General features: G+C 54.1%; 14 protein-coding genes. 7 read left to right on the forward strand and 7 right to left on the reverse strand.

The genetic code is table 11. The annotated features are described in order from the left end of the window. Positions 1-329: 329 nt before the first annotated feature. Positions 330-998 carry a YecA/YgfB family protein gene (locus tag I6L58_RS21925; protein WP_006176107.1) on the forward strand — a complete coding sequence of 223 codons (669 nt, stop codon included), beginning with the start codon at positions 330-332 and terminating at the stop codon, positions 996-998. Positions 999-1,030: 32 nt separating this feature from the next. Here I6L58_RS21925 and tyrP read toward each other — a convergent pair whose 3' ends face one another. Further along, positions 1,031-2,242: a tyrosine transporter TyrP gene (tyrP, locus tag I6L58_RS21930; protein WP_088208242.1), complete on the reverse strand. Its 1,212-nt coding sequence runs from the start codon at positions 2,240-2,242 to the stop codon at positions 1,031-1,033. Between the two features lie 197 nt (positions 2,243-2,439). Between tyrP and I6L58_RS21935 the strand changes: the two genes are divergently transcribed. Further along, a complete protein-coding gene (locus tag I6L58_RS21935) occupies positions 2,440-2,676 on the forward strand; it encodes a YecH family metal-binding protein (protein WP_058610168.1) in 237 nt (78 codons plus the stop codon). A 36-nt stretch (positions 2,677-2,712) separates the two neighbouring features. On the opposite strand, the gene ftnA is transcribed toward I6L58_RS21935, so the two are convergent. The 3 genes from ftnA to I6L58_RS21950 all read right to left on the reverse strand — a co-directional run bounded on the left by ftnA (position 2,713) and on the right by I6L58_RS21950 (position 6,014). After that, entirely contained in the window at positions 2,713-3,210 is a 498-nt protein-coding gene (gene ftnA, locus I6L58_RS21940; protein ID WP_042320093.1) for a non-heme ferritin, read from the reverse strand. Between the two features lie 204 nt (positions 3,211-3,414). Then, a complete protein-coding gene (gene yecR / locus I6L58_RS21945; protein WP_058610169.1) occupies positions 3,415-3,753 on the reverse strand; it encodes a YecR family lipoprotein in 339 nt (112 codons plus the stop codon). A gap of 104 nt (positions 3,754-3,857) precedes the next feature. Continuing rightward, positions 3,858-6,014, reverse strand: a complete 2,157-nt coding sequence (locus I6L58_RS21950; RefSeq protein WP_254082139.1) for an HD domain-containing phosphohydrolase — start codon at positions 6,012-6,014, stop codon at positions 3,858-3,860. 247 nt (positions 6,015-6,261) lie between these two features. On the opposite strand from I6L58_RS21950, the gene I6L58_RS21955 reads away from it, so the two are divergent. Beyond that, positions 6,262-6,900, forward strand: coding sequence for an RpiB/LacA/LacB family sugar-phosphate isomerase (locus I6L58_RS21955; RefSeq protein ID WP_006176101.1), 639 nt, complete (start codon positions 6,262-6,264; stop codon positions 6,898-6,900). Positions 6,901-6,937: 37 nt separating this feature from the next. On the opposite strand, the gene I6L58_RS21960 is transcribed toward I6L58_RS21955, so the two are convergent. Then, positions 6,938-8,362 carry an MFS transporter gene (locus tag I6L58_RS21960; RefSeq protein WP_088208243.1) on the reverse strand — a complete coding sequence of 475 codons (1,425 nt, stop codon included), beginning with the start codon at positions 8,360-8,362 and terminating at the stop codon, positions 6,938-6,940. Between the two features lie 212 nt (positions 8,363-8,574). Between I6L58_RS21960 and azuC the strand changes: the two genes are divergently transcribed. Both azuC and I6L58_RS21970 read left to right on the forward strand, forming a co-directional pair. Further along, positions 8,575-8,658, forward strand: coding sequence for a stress response protein AzuC (gene azuC / locus I6L58_RS21965; protein ID WP_014832437.1), 84 nt, complete (start codon positions 8,575-8,577; stop codon positions 8,656-8,658). A gap of 105 nt (positions 8,659-8,763) precedes the next feature. Continuing rightward, positions 8,764-9,015 (forward strand): DUF2766 family protein, encoded by a 252-nt coding sequence (locus tag I6L58_RS21970; protein WP_006176098.1) that lies wholly within the window; start codon positions 8,764-8,766, stop codon positions 9,013-9,015. A gap of 81 nt (positions 9,016-9,096) precedes the next feature. On the opposite strand, the gene I6L58_RS21975 is transcribed toward I6L58_RS21970, so the two are convergent. Further along, positions 9,097-10,440, reverse strand: coding sequence for an anaerobic C4-dicarboxylate transporter (locus I6L58_RS21975; RefSeq protein WP_088208244.1), 1,344 nt, complete (start codon positions 10,438-10,440; stop codon positions 9,097-9,099). A 156-nt stretch (positions 10,441-10,596) separates the two neighbouring features. Continuing rightward, entirely contained in the window at positions 10,597-11,100 is a 504-nt protein-coding gene (locus I6L58_RS21980; protein ID WP_042320087.1) for a non-heme ferritin-like protein, read from the reverse strand. Positions 11,101-11,618: 518 nt separating this feature from the next. Between I6L58_RS21980 and I6L58_RS21985 the strand changes: the two genes are divergently transcribed. Both I6L58_RS21985 and araF read left to right on the forward strand, forming a co-directional pair. Then, positions 11,619-12,176 carry a DJ-1/PfpI family protein gene (locus I6L58_RS21985; protein WP_058610172.1) on the forward strand — a complete coding sequence of 186 codons (558 nt, stop codon included), beginning with the start codon at positions 11,619-11,621 and terminating at the stop codon, positions 12,174-12,176. A gap of 317 nt (positions 12,177-12,493) precedes the next feature. Beyond that, positions 12,494-13,483, forward strand: coding sequence for an arabinose ABC transporter substrate-binding protein AraF (araF, locus tag I6L58_RS21990; protein ID WP_006176094.1), 990 nt, complete (start codon positions 12,494-12,496; stop codon positions 13,481-13,483). The last annotated feature ends 16 nt before the right edge of the window (positions 13,484-13,499 follow it).

Below are 13,499 nucleotides of genomic sequence, written 5' to 3' on the forward strand. Positions count from 1 at the left end.
AAAACGCACGAAATCCAGGCAACACAGCGCGTAATACGGCGAGGTTTCGTTGTGCCAGTTAGCACGCAGAACATTAAGCAAAAACGTTGCCAGAATGGTTAGTCCCTTGACCGGGTTGTGACATGTTGAGTATAGAGTGCCGTTTTATCCCGCCTTGCGGGATGAGGTGAAATTACAGCGGAGATCACATCTCGTTAACACTAAAGCCCATAAGTTGTGCAAGCGTCACGATTTGCACGTTTTTGCAGCAATAAAGACCTAAACTTCAGATAGGCACGGGCGGCGATATGTGTCAGGATCTTTTCCTTTTTTGATCAGGAGTGTCAGCGATGACTGAAGGCCCATTAAATGAAAGCGAAATGACATGGCTTGAAGAGACCTTAATGTCTTACGGCCATGACGATGCGTCTGTCATTGACGTGTCTGAACTGGACGGTATGCTTACCGCCGTGCTTTCCGGCCCCGTTGTACCTGAACCCGACACCTGGCTGGTGGCGGTATGGGGCGGCGAGAAGTACATTCCGCGCTGGAAAAACGATCGCGAAATGAACCGGTTCATCGATCTCTGCTTTAAGCATATGAACGACATTGCCGAGCGCCTGAGCGAGTACCCGGATCAGTTTGAGCCAATGTTTGGCTTTAACGACGTGGACGGGCAGAGCTTCACCGTGGTTGAAGAGTGGTGTTATGGCTATATGCGCGGTGTGGCCTTAACCGACTGGTCGGCGTTACCTGAAGAGCTAAAAGCCGATCTGGACGTTATCGCCCTGCACGGAACGGAAGAGAACAGCGAGAAGCTGGATGAACTGACCGAAGAGGCGTATTTCGCCAGCATCGAGCGCATTCAGCCTGCGGCGCTGCGCTTGTACAACTACTGGATGGCGAACCCGCAAGAGCCGGAGGCGAAAAAGCCGATCGTCAACGGCACCAAAGTCGGACGTAACGATCCTTGTCCTTGCGGAAGCGGGAAGAAGTTTAAAAGCTGCTGTCTGCATTAATCAAAAAAGGGGCTCACATTGAGCCCCTTTCGTTATCCAACTTCCGGGAGTAGCCCTGCAACGATCAGGAACTGCACCAGAATAATCGCTACGCCACAGGCAAACACCAGACACAGCAGCGGTTTACCGCCCGCCACGCGGTAGCCCTGTTGAGGATGCTGCTCCCGGCTTTTCCAGGCGAGCAGCGACGGCAGCAGCAGGGCCAGTACGGATAACGCGACGCCTGCATACCCCAGCGCCATAACAAACCCGCGTGGGTAGAACAGCGCGAAGGCCAGCGGTGGCAGGAAGGTGATCGCCCCCGTCTGTAAACGTCCGGCAACGCTATTTCGGCGCTGGAACAGATCCGCCAGATAATCGAACAGGCCGAGGGCGACGCCGAGGAATGAGGTCGCCAGCGCCAGGTCGGCGAAAAGATGCACCGCCAGCTCGACGTGTGAAGAGGTCACGACGTTACGCAGAGCCACCAGCAACCCGTTCAGCCCGGCGTGTTCGGCCATCATGCCCATAAAGGTGGAGGAATCGATGCTCCCCAGCGTAACCAGCTGCCAGAAAATATAGGCGATCAGCGGTATGGCGCTGCCGATAATAAACACGCGGCGCAGCTTACGGATATCGCCCTGCATATAGCTAACAATGCTGGGCACGCTGCCGTGGAAGCCGAACGAGGTGAAAATGACCGGGATGGCGGACAAGGCCAGCCCTTTTTCAAGAGGTAACGTCAGCAGGTTAACCTTGTGGATATGCGGTGCCAGCAGCACGAGCATGGCAATCAGAAAGAGAATTTTGGCGCTGAACAGAAAGCGATTGAACAGATCGACCAGCGATGTCCCCACGCACACCACGCCCCCGCCGATAAGGGTAAAGAAGATCACGCCGGTTGCGGGTGAAATGTTGAAACCGAACGCGTCATTAATGCTGGAGGCAATAAGCTCTCCGGCCCCGCTGATGTAGGCGGCGGTCAGGGCATACATCAGGAACATCATGCTAACGCCTGCGATCCACTGACCATATCGCCCAAGGTAGCGGGCAGCAAGCGAACCCAGACCCGTGTCGGCAGGCACATGCTGATAAACCTCCAGCAGCAGCAGGGCGGTAAAGCACATCAGCGCCCAAAGCCCGGCCAACAGCAGTAGCGTCACGCTGAATCCCACACCGGCCGCCGCCAGCGGCATCGCCAACATTCCTGCGCCAATTGTGGTTCCGGCGACGATAAAAATACTTCCCAGGGTTCTGTTCTTCACACTTTCCTCTACAGCCATTCGATATCGCGACCCAATCTGCGGCGCAGAGTAAGGGAAAAGCGCCGGCTCGTCAAATCCACGTTACAAGGTGTGTAAAGCATTAATTACAGGCTGATGCGTGAAGCGAAACCTGAGCCAGCGCAAGGCACGCGTGACGTGGTAAGGGTAGTCTCGCGGTTTCTTTTGAGGAGGTTAAGATGTCAATTCACGGGCACGACGTACTCACAATGATGATTGAGTCAGGTGAGCAGTATTCTGAGCAGAGTCTGATTGAGGCCATTCATGCGCGCTTTGGTGAAGCCGCGCGTTTTCATACCTGTTCGGCATCGGATATGACGGCGTCGGAGTTAGTCGCATTTCTCGCGGCCAGGGGTAAATTTATTCCCGTTGCTGAGGGTTTCTCAACGCACGAAAGTAAAATCTGCCGCCATTAAAAAAACGGTGCTGAAGGATCAGCACCGTTTGTGGAATTAATTCTGGGTATCAAGCGTGGAAAGTTCTTTATCAATAAAGTAGAGACCTTCACCCGATTTACCGGCCAGGGATAATTTATCCAGCACCGATTTAAACAGCTTCTCTTCTTCATGCTGCTCAGCAACGTACCACTGCAGGAAATTAAAGGTTGGATAATCCTGACTGGTCATGGCGGCGTGCGCCAGTTCGTTAATTTTCTGCGTGATCAGCTGCTCGTGCTCGTACGTGGCGCGGAACAGTTCATCCAGCGAGCCATATTCCGCGACCGGCGAGGCCACCGTATCAATACGCGGCAGGCTGCCCGTATCGGTCAGATAGTCAAACAGGCGCTGCATGTGCGTCATCTCTTCCTGCGCGTGGCGACGCAGGAACGCGGCCGCACCTTCGAAACTGTGATAGCTGCACCAGGCGCTCATCTGTTGATAAAGCAGGGAGGAATAAAGCTCAAGGTTCATTTGGGTATTGAGCTTGTCGATCATTTCAGGTTTAAGCACGGTGCCGCTCCACGTTATTATTTCGGGTTCAGGATGAGCGTCACTATAATTTGTTATTTAAATATTTGCAAAAAGTAAAATAAATAGATTTTTATTAAAAATACGAATGGGAATAACACGCATTGGCACTCGATTAATTTATATTAATGAGAATTGTTTTTGTTCCTGATAAAAGAGTCTGCCAGCGGTCACTGGCAGCAGGAATTAATACCACGGATTAGTGACGCCAGGGTTAATCGCATAGCCCATGCATTTGTACTGAATGGTCACTGTTTCATTCAAACACAGGGAGCCGCCGATCAGCGTACAGGTTTTAATGGGCTGGCCATAGGCGGAGGCGGCGGAATATCCCATGCTTTGACAGGCTTTGGTCGCCGTGCCGTGAGTGACATACTCGTCATAATGGGCGTTCTGCAACGGTGCCTGACCGTAGTCCAGACGAACGACGCCGTTTGGCGCGTCCAGGCTGCTTACCTGGGCCTGACGGGTTACGCTGCATCCCGCAAGAAGCAAAACTGTACCGGCAACGAAAAGTCTTTTCATGGTTCGCTCTACATAACTGTAAAGAGGTTATCGTACCGATTGATGACCACAGCAATGCCAGGAATAGCCAGCCAAACAGCGCTTTCTCTTTGCAACGAAGGGTATTAGTCGGCCATTTCGTCAAAAATCGTCCTGAACCGCTCATGATGCAGACGGAACAGCGCGACAAGCTGCGGGTCGAAATGCCGTCCGGCCCCTTTGAAAATCACCTCGCACGCCTCTTCGTGAGAAAAACTCGGCTTATAGACCCGCTTTTGCCGCAGGGCGTCATACACGTCGGCCAGAGCGAGGATCCGCGCTTCAAGTGGGATTTGGTCCCCGCGCAGCCCCTCCGGGTAACCGCTGCCGTCCCATTTTTCGTGGTGAAAGTGGATAAGATTCTCCGCCACCGCGCCCAGTTCAAGCCCCTGAATAATACGCCAGCCTTTCAGCGTATGGAGCTTCATTTCGGCAAACTCCTCGGCGGTTAGCGGGCCTTGCTTGCGCAGGATGCGGTCTGGCACCGCGATCTTTCCCACGTCGTGTAAAGAAGCAAAGTGCTCAATGTCGCGCACCGTCTGGCCTGAAAGCCCCAATTCCCGGGCCATTAGCCCGCAGTATTTTGCCACCCGCTGAATATGGCTGCCGGTTTCGTCGTCGTGGGCGCGGTTGACCCTCTCCAGAGCCTGCACCATGTTCCGGTTAACGATACGGCTTTTGCGGATATGGCGGCGCATCATTATCAGCATGCCGAGGCTGAAAAGTGCGGCGATCAGCAAAATCACGCTGATGATTTTAAGCGTGTTTTTCGTCAGGCTCGGGAAGGGGCTATCGTCCGAACGCCGTTCAATCTGCGTTCGGAACTCCGACAGACGATGGATTTGGGTCAGAAGGTGAAACAGCGGATGATCGGGGTCGACCCACGGGCCGATAATGTATTCTGAGCGGGTCACGCCCGCCACCTTTAATACCCCACGAAACAGCTCATTCCCGCGAAGTGTCGTTTCAAGCGAGCTAAGATCGCCGAGGATAAAATCGATTTTGTTATCCTCAATCGCATCGATCAGCTCGTCAATGCTGCGGCGCGTCACCACGATCGCATCGCTGCCAAACCGCTGCGGCAGATAGGTGGCGGCGAAAGATCCCTCCAGCACCCCGACGCGCTGGCTGCGAATGCTCTCCTCATCCCATAAAAACGGCCTGCCGATGGCATTGTAGTAGACGTTGTGCCAGACAATGTCCGGGCCAATGCGCCCCCGGGCATGTTCAGCATCGTCACGCTCCGCAATATCCACCAGACGTACCGGCCACGCCTCGCGGGGCAGGTTGCTGGCATAGTTATCGATAAAGGTAACGTCGACCTTAAGATCCAGCAGGTCACGCATGTCATTGATTAAGTCGATCGCCGTCCCGTGGTAGCCCCGTCGGTCCTTCCAGATAAGCGGCGCGTAATTCTCATTCCTGGGCAGCGTAATCGCTAAGCGGTGATGGTCAATCCACGCCCGTTCGCTGTCGGAGACCACAATGCGGCTGAGCAGATAGTTTCGTTTGCTCTCCTCAAGCGTTCTTTGCAGTTCACCGCTGCGATACGCTTCCCCGATGAACGCGTTAATCTGCTCACGCAAGGGAAGCAGTTCCGGGCTGAACCCCAGCACCACCGGAATACGCAGTTCGGGAAAAGGGTGCGAGATCAGGTAGTGCCGCTGGGTGTTTTCCATCTCTGACGCATCGTTGATATAGAAATCGGCCTGATGTTCGCCGAGCAGTCGGAACGCCTCCTCGCTGGTCTCGACCAGGCGCAGGGAGCGGAACCGCAGGTCCGGGTAGCGTTGCTTCACCCCTTCGAGGGTGGCATCGTCCCGGCGAAACAGCACGCGGGTGTGGTTCAGCTGATCGGCATGGGTGACCGTCATCGACGCGCTGGCCGCAACCACTTCATTATCAAACAGCCGCGCGGAGAGGATTTTTGTCCGGGCGCGTTTTTCGGTGCGTAACACCCCGGCGTAGACGCCGTACTGATTGCTGGCGAAACGCTGTCCAATCTCGCTCCCGGAAAGCGGCTTTAGCACCAGATTAAGTTCCAGCCTGCGGTTAATGGCCTGGATCAGGGAGGGATAAAAACCGCGCAGCTCGCCCTGCGGTGTCCGCCAGGATTCAAAATTATTGGCGTCATAGATCCAGACAGGCACCGGCTCTGCGGCCAGCAGGGCAGTGGGAGTCCCCCAGGAAAAGGCGATGAGCAATAATAAGACGATGCGTGGCGTCCGGCAGCGCAGGTGCACAGGTGATCCCCATGTGGTTTTTATTGTCTTTTGCTGAAGTCTAGCTAACGGCGTGGGGATGGAGTAGGGATTTTTTAACTTTCTGTTAACGCTGCGCAGGGCAGCCGGGCAGTCTGAAATTGTGAGCGCATCTTTGTTTTTTAAAACAAGTTTTCACTTAATTTGAAAGCGTGTTTGTTTGATAGTAAGGTGAAGATGAAACGCTATCCACTGCGGGAAGACCCGCCACGTATTCAGGAGAGAAAAGATGAAAATTGCACTGATGATGGAAAACAGCCAGGCAGCCAAGAATCCCATCATCCTCAATGAGCTAAAGGCCGTCGCGGACGAAAAAGGCTTCCCTGTCTATAACGTGGGGATGAGCGATGAGAACGATCACCATCTTACCTATATTCACCTGGGCATTATGGCGAGTATTTTGCTCAATTCCAAAGCCGTCGATTTCGTCGTGACGGGCTGCGGTACCGGTCAGGGTGCGCTGATGTCGCTCAACATTCATCCCGGCGTGGTTTGCGGCTACTGCATTGATCCGGCTGATGCCTTCCTCTTTGCCCAGATCAACAACGGCAACGCCCTTGCACTGCCGTTCGCCAAAGGGTTTGGCTGGGGTGCCGAGCTGAACGTGCGTTTCATCTTTGAGAAAGCCTTCACCGGTCGCAACGGCGAAGGGTATCCGCCAGAACGTAAAGAGCCTCAGGTACGCAACGCCGGGATCCTCAACCAGGTGAAAGCGGCCGTGGTGAAAGAGAACTACCTTGATACGCTGCGCGCGATTGACCCTGAGCTGGTGAAAACCGCCGTATCCGGCCAGCGCTTCCAGCAGTGCTTCTTTGAAAACTGCCAGGACAAAGAGATTGAAGCTTTCGTCCGTGGCATTGTGGGCTAACGGTGCTTTACCGGGCGGCGCAACGCTCGCCCGGTTTTCATGACGACGGCTTCGCCGAAACCGCGCTGCCTGCATCTTTTGCCAGGCGCAGCGTGTCAAACATGCCTGCCAGACAAATCACCGCGATAACGACAAACGCAAGCCGAAAGCTGATGCCGGGAACGGCTGCGAGTCCGAAAGCATCGCCGATCTTCTCTCCGAGACGAATGCCAATGGCCCCCAGGGTGATACCTAATCCCACCGCAAGCTGCGTGGCGGTTGAAAACAGCGTATTGGCATAGCTCATCTGTGCGGAAGGCACATCGGCAAAAGCGAGGGTGCTTACCGCAGTAAACTGAATGGAGCGGAAGACGCCGCCGAGATAGAGGATCAGCATGATGAGCCAGACGGGGGTTGTGGGGGTAATAAACGCGCAGGCCAGCAGCGCCAGCACGTTCAGCGCGCCGTTGATCAGCAGTAACCGCTTAAACCCGAGGCCGCGAATAAGCGGCGTGGTCGCCGGTTTAATGGTGAGATTGCCGACGAACACCGCCAGCACCAGCAGGCCTGCATGAAAGGCGTCCATCCCGAACCCCACCTGAAACATCAGCGGCAGCAGAAAGGGAACGGCGCTGATCGAGGCGCGAAACAGCGAGCCGCCGTACATCGTGACGCGAAAAGTGGCAACCTGCATCGCCTCGAGTCTTATCATTGGCCACGCGGCGCGGCGGAAATGGCGCAGCGCAACGCTCAGTGCCACCCCGCCCACGATGAACAAACATACCGTCAGTCCCATCCTGACGTGCTCCCCGCCCATCAGTTCCATGGCGTAAACCAGGCTCACCATGGCAACAGTGGTGGCTATAAACCCCGGTGTATCGAACGGACGACGGCTCTCATCCCGCAGATCGGGAATAATTCGCAGCGCCAGAAGAATAGCCGCAATGCCTAACGGGACGTTGATGAAGAAAATCCAGCGCCAGTCAGCAAAGTGGGTGATAAACCCGCCCAGCGGCGGGCCAATAATCGGGGCAACCAGTGCCGGCCAGGTGAGGGTGGCGATGGCGGCGATCAGCTGGTGTTTCGGCGTGGTGCGCAGTACGGCCAGGCGTCCGACGGGAACCATCAGCGCGCCGCCCATCCCCTGAAGCACCCGCATCGCCACAAACGCATCAACGGTTGTCGACAGACCGCAAAAAACCGAGGCCAGGGTGAAGATCGCCAGCGCGAGGGCAAAGACTTTGCGCGCACCGAAACGGTCCGCAATCCAGCCGCTGGCGGGGATCAACACCGCCAGGGTAATAAGGTATGCGCTGATTCCGATATTCAGATCCACGGCCTGCACGCCGAAGCTTTTTGCCATGTCCGGCAGGGCGGTGGCAATGACCGTGCCGTCAAGAAACTCCATAAAGAACGCGCCGGCAACTAAAAGCGCCGCAGGCGATAAGCCTCGGTTCGCTTTCCCGGTGATGTTTTCACTCATCCTGTCCTGCCGTATCAAAAAAAATGATAAAAATTTACTGGAATTTATAGAACCATAACTCACGGATTTACCAATGCTTTTTTAACAATACAGCAGCATTGCGCCCGTTTTTGACTGTGATATGCATCACAAAATCATTGATTTTTGTGATGGTGGTCATATTATAAGCGCAGAGAAAATAACACCTGCATAACACGTTACTGGAGCATCAAATGAAACTGCGCAAAATCCTGAAAAGCATGTGGGCAAACTACTGCAACACCTTCAAAGACGTCCCACCGGGTGCGATGTTCTGATAAAAACCTGCTTCGGCAGGTTTTTTTATGTCTGCTGGCGACGAGAGGGAGATGAAAGGGCGTACGTTTTGCTACTATGGCGGCCTTTAAAAAAGGAGAAACCCCATGTCACAAAACCTGAGCGCCGATCAGGAACTGGTATCTGACGTCGTCGCATGCCAGTTGGTTATCAAACAAATCCTTGATGTGATTGACGTTATCGCGCCGGTAGAAGTGCGCGAGAAGATGTCCACCCAACTGAAAAACATCGATTTCACCAGCCATCCTGCTGCGGCCGATCCGGTCACTCTTCGCGCGATCCAAAAAGCCATCGCGCTGATCGAGTTGCGTTTCACGCCGCAGGGTGAGTCTCACTAAAATAAACCGATGTTTTGAATTTAGAAACCGTTTTCTGCTCAAACGGCGAAGGGCGACGCTGAACGTCGCCCGGAGAAGGATTCAGAAGAACGTTTGTACCAGCAGATAGCTGGCCGCACACGCGCAGCTCACGCCGATAAGTCCAGGCAGAATAAAACTGTGGTTGATGATGAATTTGCCGATGCGGGTCGTTCCTGACCTGTCGAACCCGATGCAGGCCAGATCGCTCGGGTAGGTTGGCAGCACGAAGTAACCATAGGAGGCCGGGAAGAAGGCGATCAGCATTTTCGGATCGATGCCCAGCATTAGCCCCATCGGGGCGACGGCGGTGAGTGCCGCCGCCTGGCTGTTCACCAGCTTCGACACCAGAAACAGGACGATGGCGTAGGTCCACGGATGGCTTTTGACCACCCCCTCCAGCGCCATTTTCAGCTCATCAAGATGCGCCTGAAAGAAGGTGTCGCTCATCCACGCAACGCCAAACACCGAGAAAATGGCGACCATCCCCGCTTTAAAGACCGCACCGTTAGAAATGTCAGAGGCGTTGACCTTGCAGGCTATCAGCATCACCGCCCCGGCAATCAGCATCATCATCTGGATGACGAGGTTCATCGACAGGGCGGTTAATTTGCCTTTTACCTCGAAGGCCGGCCGCAGTTCTGGCAGCGCACCCAGCAGGACAACCACCGCGATCCCGGCAAAGAAGATCCATGTCGACCAGTAGGCCTGTTTTGGAAAACGCTGATTCATCAACGTTTCCGTTCCGCCGTAGATAAACTCGCGTTGTTTCGGATCGCTTAACTTTTTCTGAAACTCGGCGTCATCCGCCAAATCTTTACCGCGACGCAGGCTCCACAGGGCCGCGACGGCTACCCCGAACAGCGATGCGGGAACGGACACCGCCAGGATTTCGAGGATCCCCCACGCGTGCCCAATCCCGTGCTGGGCGCCGAGGATCGACACCAGTGAAACGACGGCTACCGAAACGGGGGAGGCGGTGATCGCCATTTGAGAGGCAACCGATGCCACGGCCATCGGGCGCTCTGGCCGTATCCCTTTTTTCAGCGCGATATCGGCCACAATCGGAAACATGGTGTACACCACATGCCCGGTGCCGCAGAGAAACGTCAGCGTCCAGGTGGTAAAGGGCGCGAGGAGGGTAATGTGCTGCGGGTGTTTGCGCAAAAGCCGCTCGGCGAACTGCATCATCACGTTCAGGCCGCCCGCAGTTTGCAGCGTGGCGGCGCAGCCGATAACCGCCAGGATGGTCAGCATCACGTCGACCGGCGGTTTGCCGGGCTGAAGCCCAAACACGAAACTGAGAATAAACAGGCCAATCCCGCTTATCAGCCCAAGCCCCATCCCGCCGAAGCGGGTGCCGACCAGCAGGCAGAGGATAATGACAACAAACTCAATGGTGATCATGATGCTCCCTCGTCAATGATAAAGTCTCTGGCTAAATCATTACACGAAGCAGGGTTATTCATTGGGAGCGGGATCGGATTTGTTAAATCTTAAAGAAAGCAGGGAGTTGCTGTGAGAGGGGAGCCTGCCCCTATTGCGGGGGCAGGCAATGACGACTCAGTGCTGTTGGCAGGTAACAATGTCGAGCAGGTGACGATCGGTTTGTTCGAGGCACAGACCTTCACGTTTGGCGTTGCGAATCTCATCCGCCAGCGCCTTCAGCAGCATGCCGTCCTGCTGCTGCTCTTTGTTCATGTCGCGCAGGAAATTCAGCGTGGTGCTGTCCTGCTGCGCCTTCGCTTCTTCCGCCAGTTTGCTTAAGGTGTCGCAACGCTGCTCATATTCCTGCAGCGTTTTCTGGAAGAGTTCTTCGAGGGAGGCGTAGTGTTCTTCCGTCATTGCGCGCGCGGTGACGATGGGATTTGCCCCGACATCCTTCATAAAGTCGAAGACGCGCATCATATGGGTGACGTTATTCTGCGCCTGGCTACGGAAAAAGGTAGCCGTACCGTTGAGGCTTTTTTCAGAACACCACTCGCTCAGATGAAGATGCAGATTAGAGGCATAAAACTCAAGGTTCATCTGGGCATTCAGTTTTTGAATCATCGTTTGGGTAGCCATACTCATATCCTTATTGATGCTGGGACATAACGTCCGCTGCTTAACCTGACCCGGCAGGTTGTGATACAGACCAAAGAGATCTTATTTTCAGAAACAGGTTTTCTGCTGTGGCGCGTACTGACCGAATGTTCACTTCCTGTGTTCGATATAAAAAGCATAGCCCTGTCGCTGGATTAAGAAAACTCTTAATCACGTGGTGTTAACCTAACATTACAAAGTTTAATATAGTTCAAATTTTTAAACGTGACGGGAAAATTTTAATTTAATAAGTGGTTGATATATAAAGATTTTAAAAAATATGGTGGAGATTGTGCTAATTAATAATTTATCTCAGGTTAAAGGGCGCTTTTTTTGAAACCTTATCCAGGTTAATTCTTGAGAATATATTGAGCTTGTTCTTATTGAGTCAGATCAGTTTTGTCGCGTTCACCTGAACTGTGATCGTCGCGAAAGTTTGTTCTTGCCAGATGTGGGAAAGTGAAACAATGTTTTAATTGTGAAAACTACAGAGGTTTGACATGGCAAGAGTTGCAGTTCTGCTGGCACCCGGTTTTGAAGAAGCGGAAGCCATCATCACCATTGATATTCTGCGCCGTTTGGCAATCGACGTCGACACCCTGGCGTGTGCAGAGTCCCGCGCGGTCGTGAGTTACCACAACATTCCCATGGTGGCCGACAGCACGCTTTCTGAGCGCCGCGACACCCTGTATGACGCCGTGGTGATCCCCGGCGGGCCGCAGGGCAGCGTGAACCTTGCGGCCGATCGCGAGGTTATCCGTTTCATTTCCCTGCACGATGAGTGTGGAAAGTGGATTTGCCCTCTCTGTTCGGCAGCCGCGCGCGTGCTGGGCGGCAACGGGCTGCTGAAGGGCCGCCGCTACGTCTGCTCCGGCGATTTATGGCAATCGGTTGAAGACGGTGAATACGTTGATGCGCCGGTGGTGGAAGATAAAAATCTGCTGAGCGGCAAAGGTCTGGGCCATGCGTTCGACTTTGCGCTAACGCTGTCTGCTCGCCTGCTGGGCGACGAGGCGCCCGTTCGCGATCACGCTGAACACATCTACTACACCTGGTAATGTCCGTGCCGGATGCTAAGGGCATCCGGCCTACAGGGACTTCTGAGCTGGTCTTATGGATTATTCTGCTTAGCCCCTTCCGATTTGTCAGACAATTCCTGCCGTTTTTATGTCTTTTTTCGCTGAATTTATGTACGCAATTACTGTAATTCTGCGGTGTGATATTGCTCTCTTATGGATGATTAATTTCCCGCTAAAACTATCTGCAGCACGACCGCTTATGACGAGGTAAGCGCTAATGTCTTGTTTTATGTCCGATTAAATAAAAAGCACGCTGTTAATCCCTACAGAAAAGAATATTAAAGCTGGAGTTTACCATGCACAAATTTACTAAAGCGCTGGCGGCCATCGGCCTGGCTGCCGTTATGTCACAATCCGCTATGGCAGAAAATGTAAAACTCGGTTTTCTGGTTAAACAACCTGAAGAACCCTGGTTCCAGACCGAGTGGAAATTCGCCGATAAAGCCGGGAAAGATTTAGGCTTTGAGGTGATCAAAATCGCCGTGCCGGACGGTGAAAAAACGCTGAACGCTATCGACAGCCTGGCGGCCAGCGGCGCGAAAGGGTTCGTTATCTGTACGCCCGATCCTAAGCTTGGGTCCGCGATTGTCGCCAAGGCGCGCGGGTACGACATGAAGGTGATTGCGGTTGATGACCAGTTCGTCAATGCCAAAGGCAAACCGATGGATACCGTCCCGCTGGTGATGATGGCCGCGACTAAAATCGGCGAGCGCCAGGGCCAGGAATTATATAAAGAGATGCAAAAACGCGGCTGGGACGTTAAAGAGACCGGCGTAATGGCCATTACCGCCGACGAGCTGGATACCGCGCGTCGTCGTACTACCGGCTCTATGGATGCCCTGAAAGCCGCCGGCTTCCCGGAAAAACAGATCTACAAAGTGCCCACCAAATCTAACGATATCCCAGGCGCATTCGATGCGGCGAACTCAATGCTGGTGCAGCATCCGGAGGTTAAACACTGGCTGGTGGTCGGCATGAACGACAACACCGTGTTGGGCGGCGTGCGTGCAACCGAAGGCCAGGGCTTCAAAGCACCTGACGTGATTGGCATTGGTATTAACGGTGTCGATGCCGTCAGCGAGCTGTCGAAAGCGCAGGCGACGGGCTTCTACGGTTCTCTGCTGCCAAGCCCGGACGTTCACGGCTACAAATCCAGCGAGATGCTCTACAACTGGGTGACCAAAGGGGCTGAGCCGCCGAAATTCACCGAAGTGACCGACGTGGTGCTGATCACCCGCGATAACTTCAAAGAGGAGCTGGCGAAAAAAGGACTGGGCGGTAAATAACAGGCTGTGATTGTGC

It is taken from the genome of Enterobacter cancerogenus (assembly GCF_019047785.1).
GTDB lineage: Bacteria > Pseudomonadota > Gammaproteobacteria > Enterobacterales > Enterobacteriaceae > Enterobacter > Enterobacter cancerogenus.

What these genes read in the sequence shown, in the direction of transcription:
- I6L58_RS21970 (WP_006176098.1), top strand. Translation starts at nt 8,764, where the DNA reads ATGTCACAAAACCTGAGCGCCGATCAGGAACTGGTATCTGACGTCGTC.
- yecR (WP_058610169.1), bottom strand. Translation starts at nt 3,753, where the DNA reads ATGAAAAGACTTTTCGTTGCCGGTACAGTTTTGCTTCTTGCGGGATGC.
- I6L58_RS21975 (WP_088208244.1), bottom strand. Translation starts at nt 10,440, where the DNA reads ATGATCACCATTGAGTTTGTTGTCATTATCCTCTGCCTGCTGGTCGGC.
- azuC (WP_014832437.1), top strand. Translation starts at nt 8,575, where the DNA reads ATGAAACTGCGCAAAATCCTGAAAAGCATGTGGGCAAACTACTGCAAC.
- I6L58_RS21925 (WP_006176107.1), top strand. Translation starts at nt 330, where the DNA reads ATGACTGAAGGCCCATTAAATGAAAGCGAAATGACATGGCTTGAAGAG.
- I6L58_RS21960 (WP_088208243.1), bottom strand. Translation starts at nt 8,362, where the DNA reads ATGAGTGAAAACATCACCGGGAAAGCGAACCGAGGCTTATCGCCTGCG.
- I6L58_RS21980 (WP_042320087.1), bottom strand. Translation starts at nt 11,100, where the DNA reads ATGGCTACCCAAACGATGATTCAAAAACTGAATGCCCAGATGAACCTT.
- araF (WP_006176094.1), top strand. Translation starts at nt 12,494, where the DNA reads ATGCACAAATTTACTAAAGCGCTGGCGGCCATCGGCCTGGCTGCCGTT.
- I6L58_RS21955 (WP_006176101.1), top strand. Translation starts at nt 6,262, where the DNA reads ATGAAAATTGCACTGATGATGGAAAACAGCCAGGCAGCCAAGAATCCC.
- I6L58_RS21985 (WP_058610172.1), top strand. Translation starts at nt 11,619, where the DNA reads ATGGCAAGAGTTGCAGTTCTGCTGGCACCCGGTTTTGAAGAAGCGGAA.
- I6L58_RS21935 (WP_058610168.1), top strand. Translation starts at nt 2,440, where the DNA reads ATGTCAATTCACGGGCACGACGTACTCACAATGATGATTGAGTCAGGT.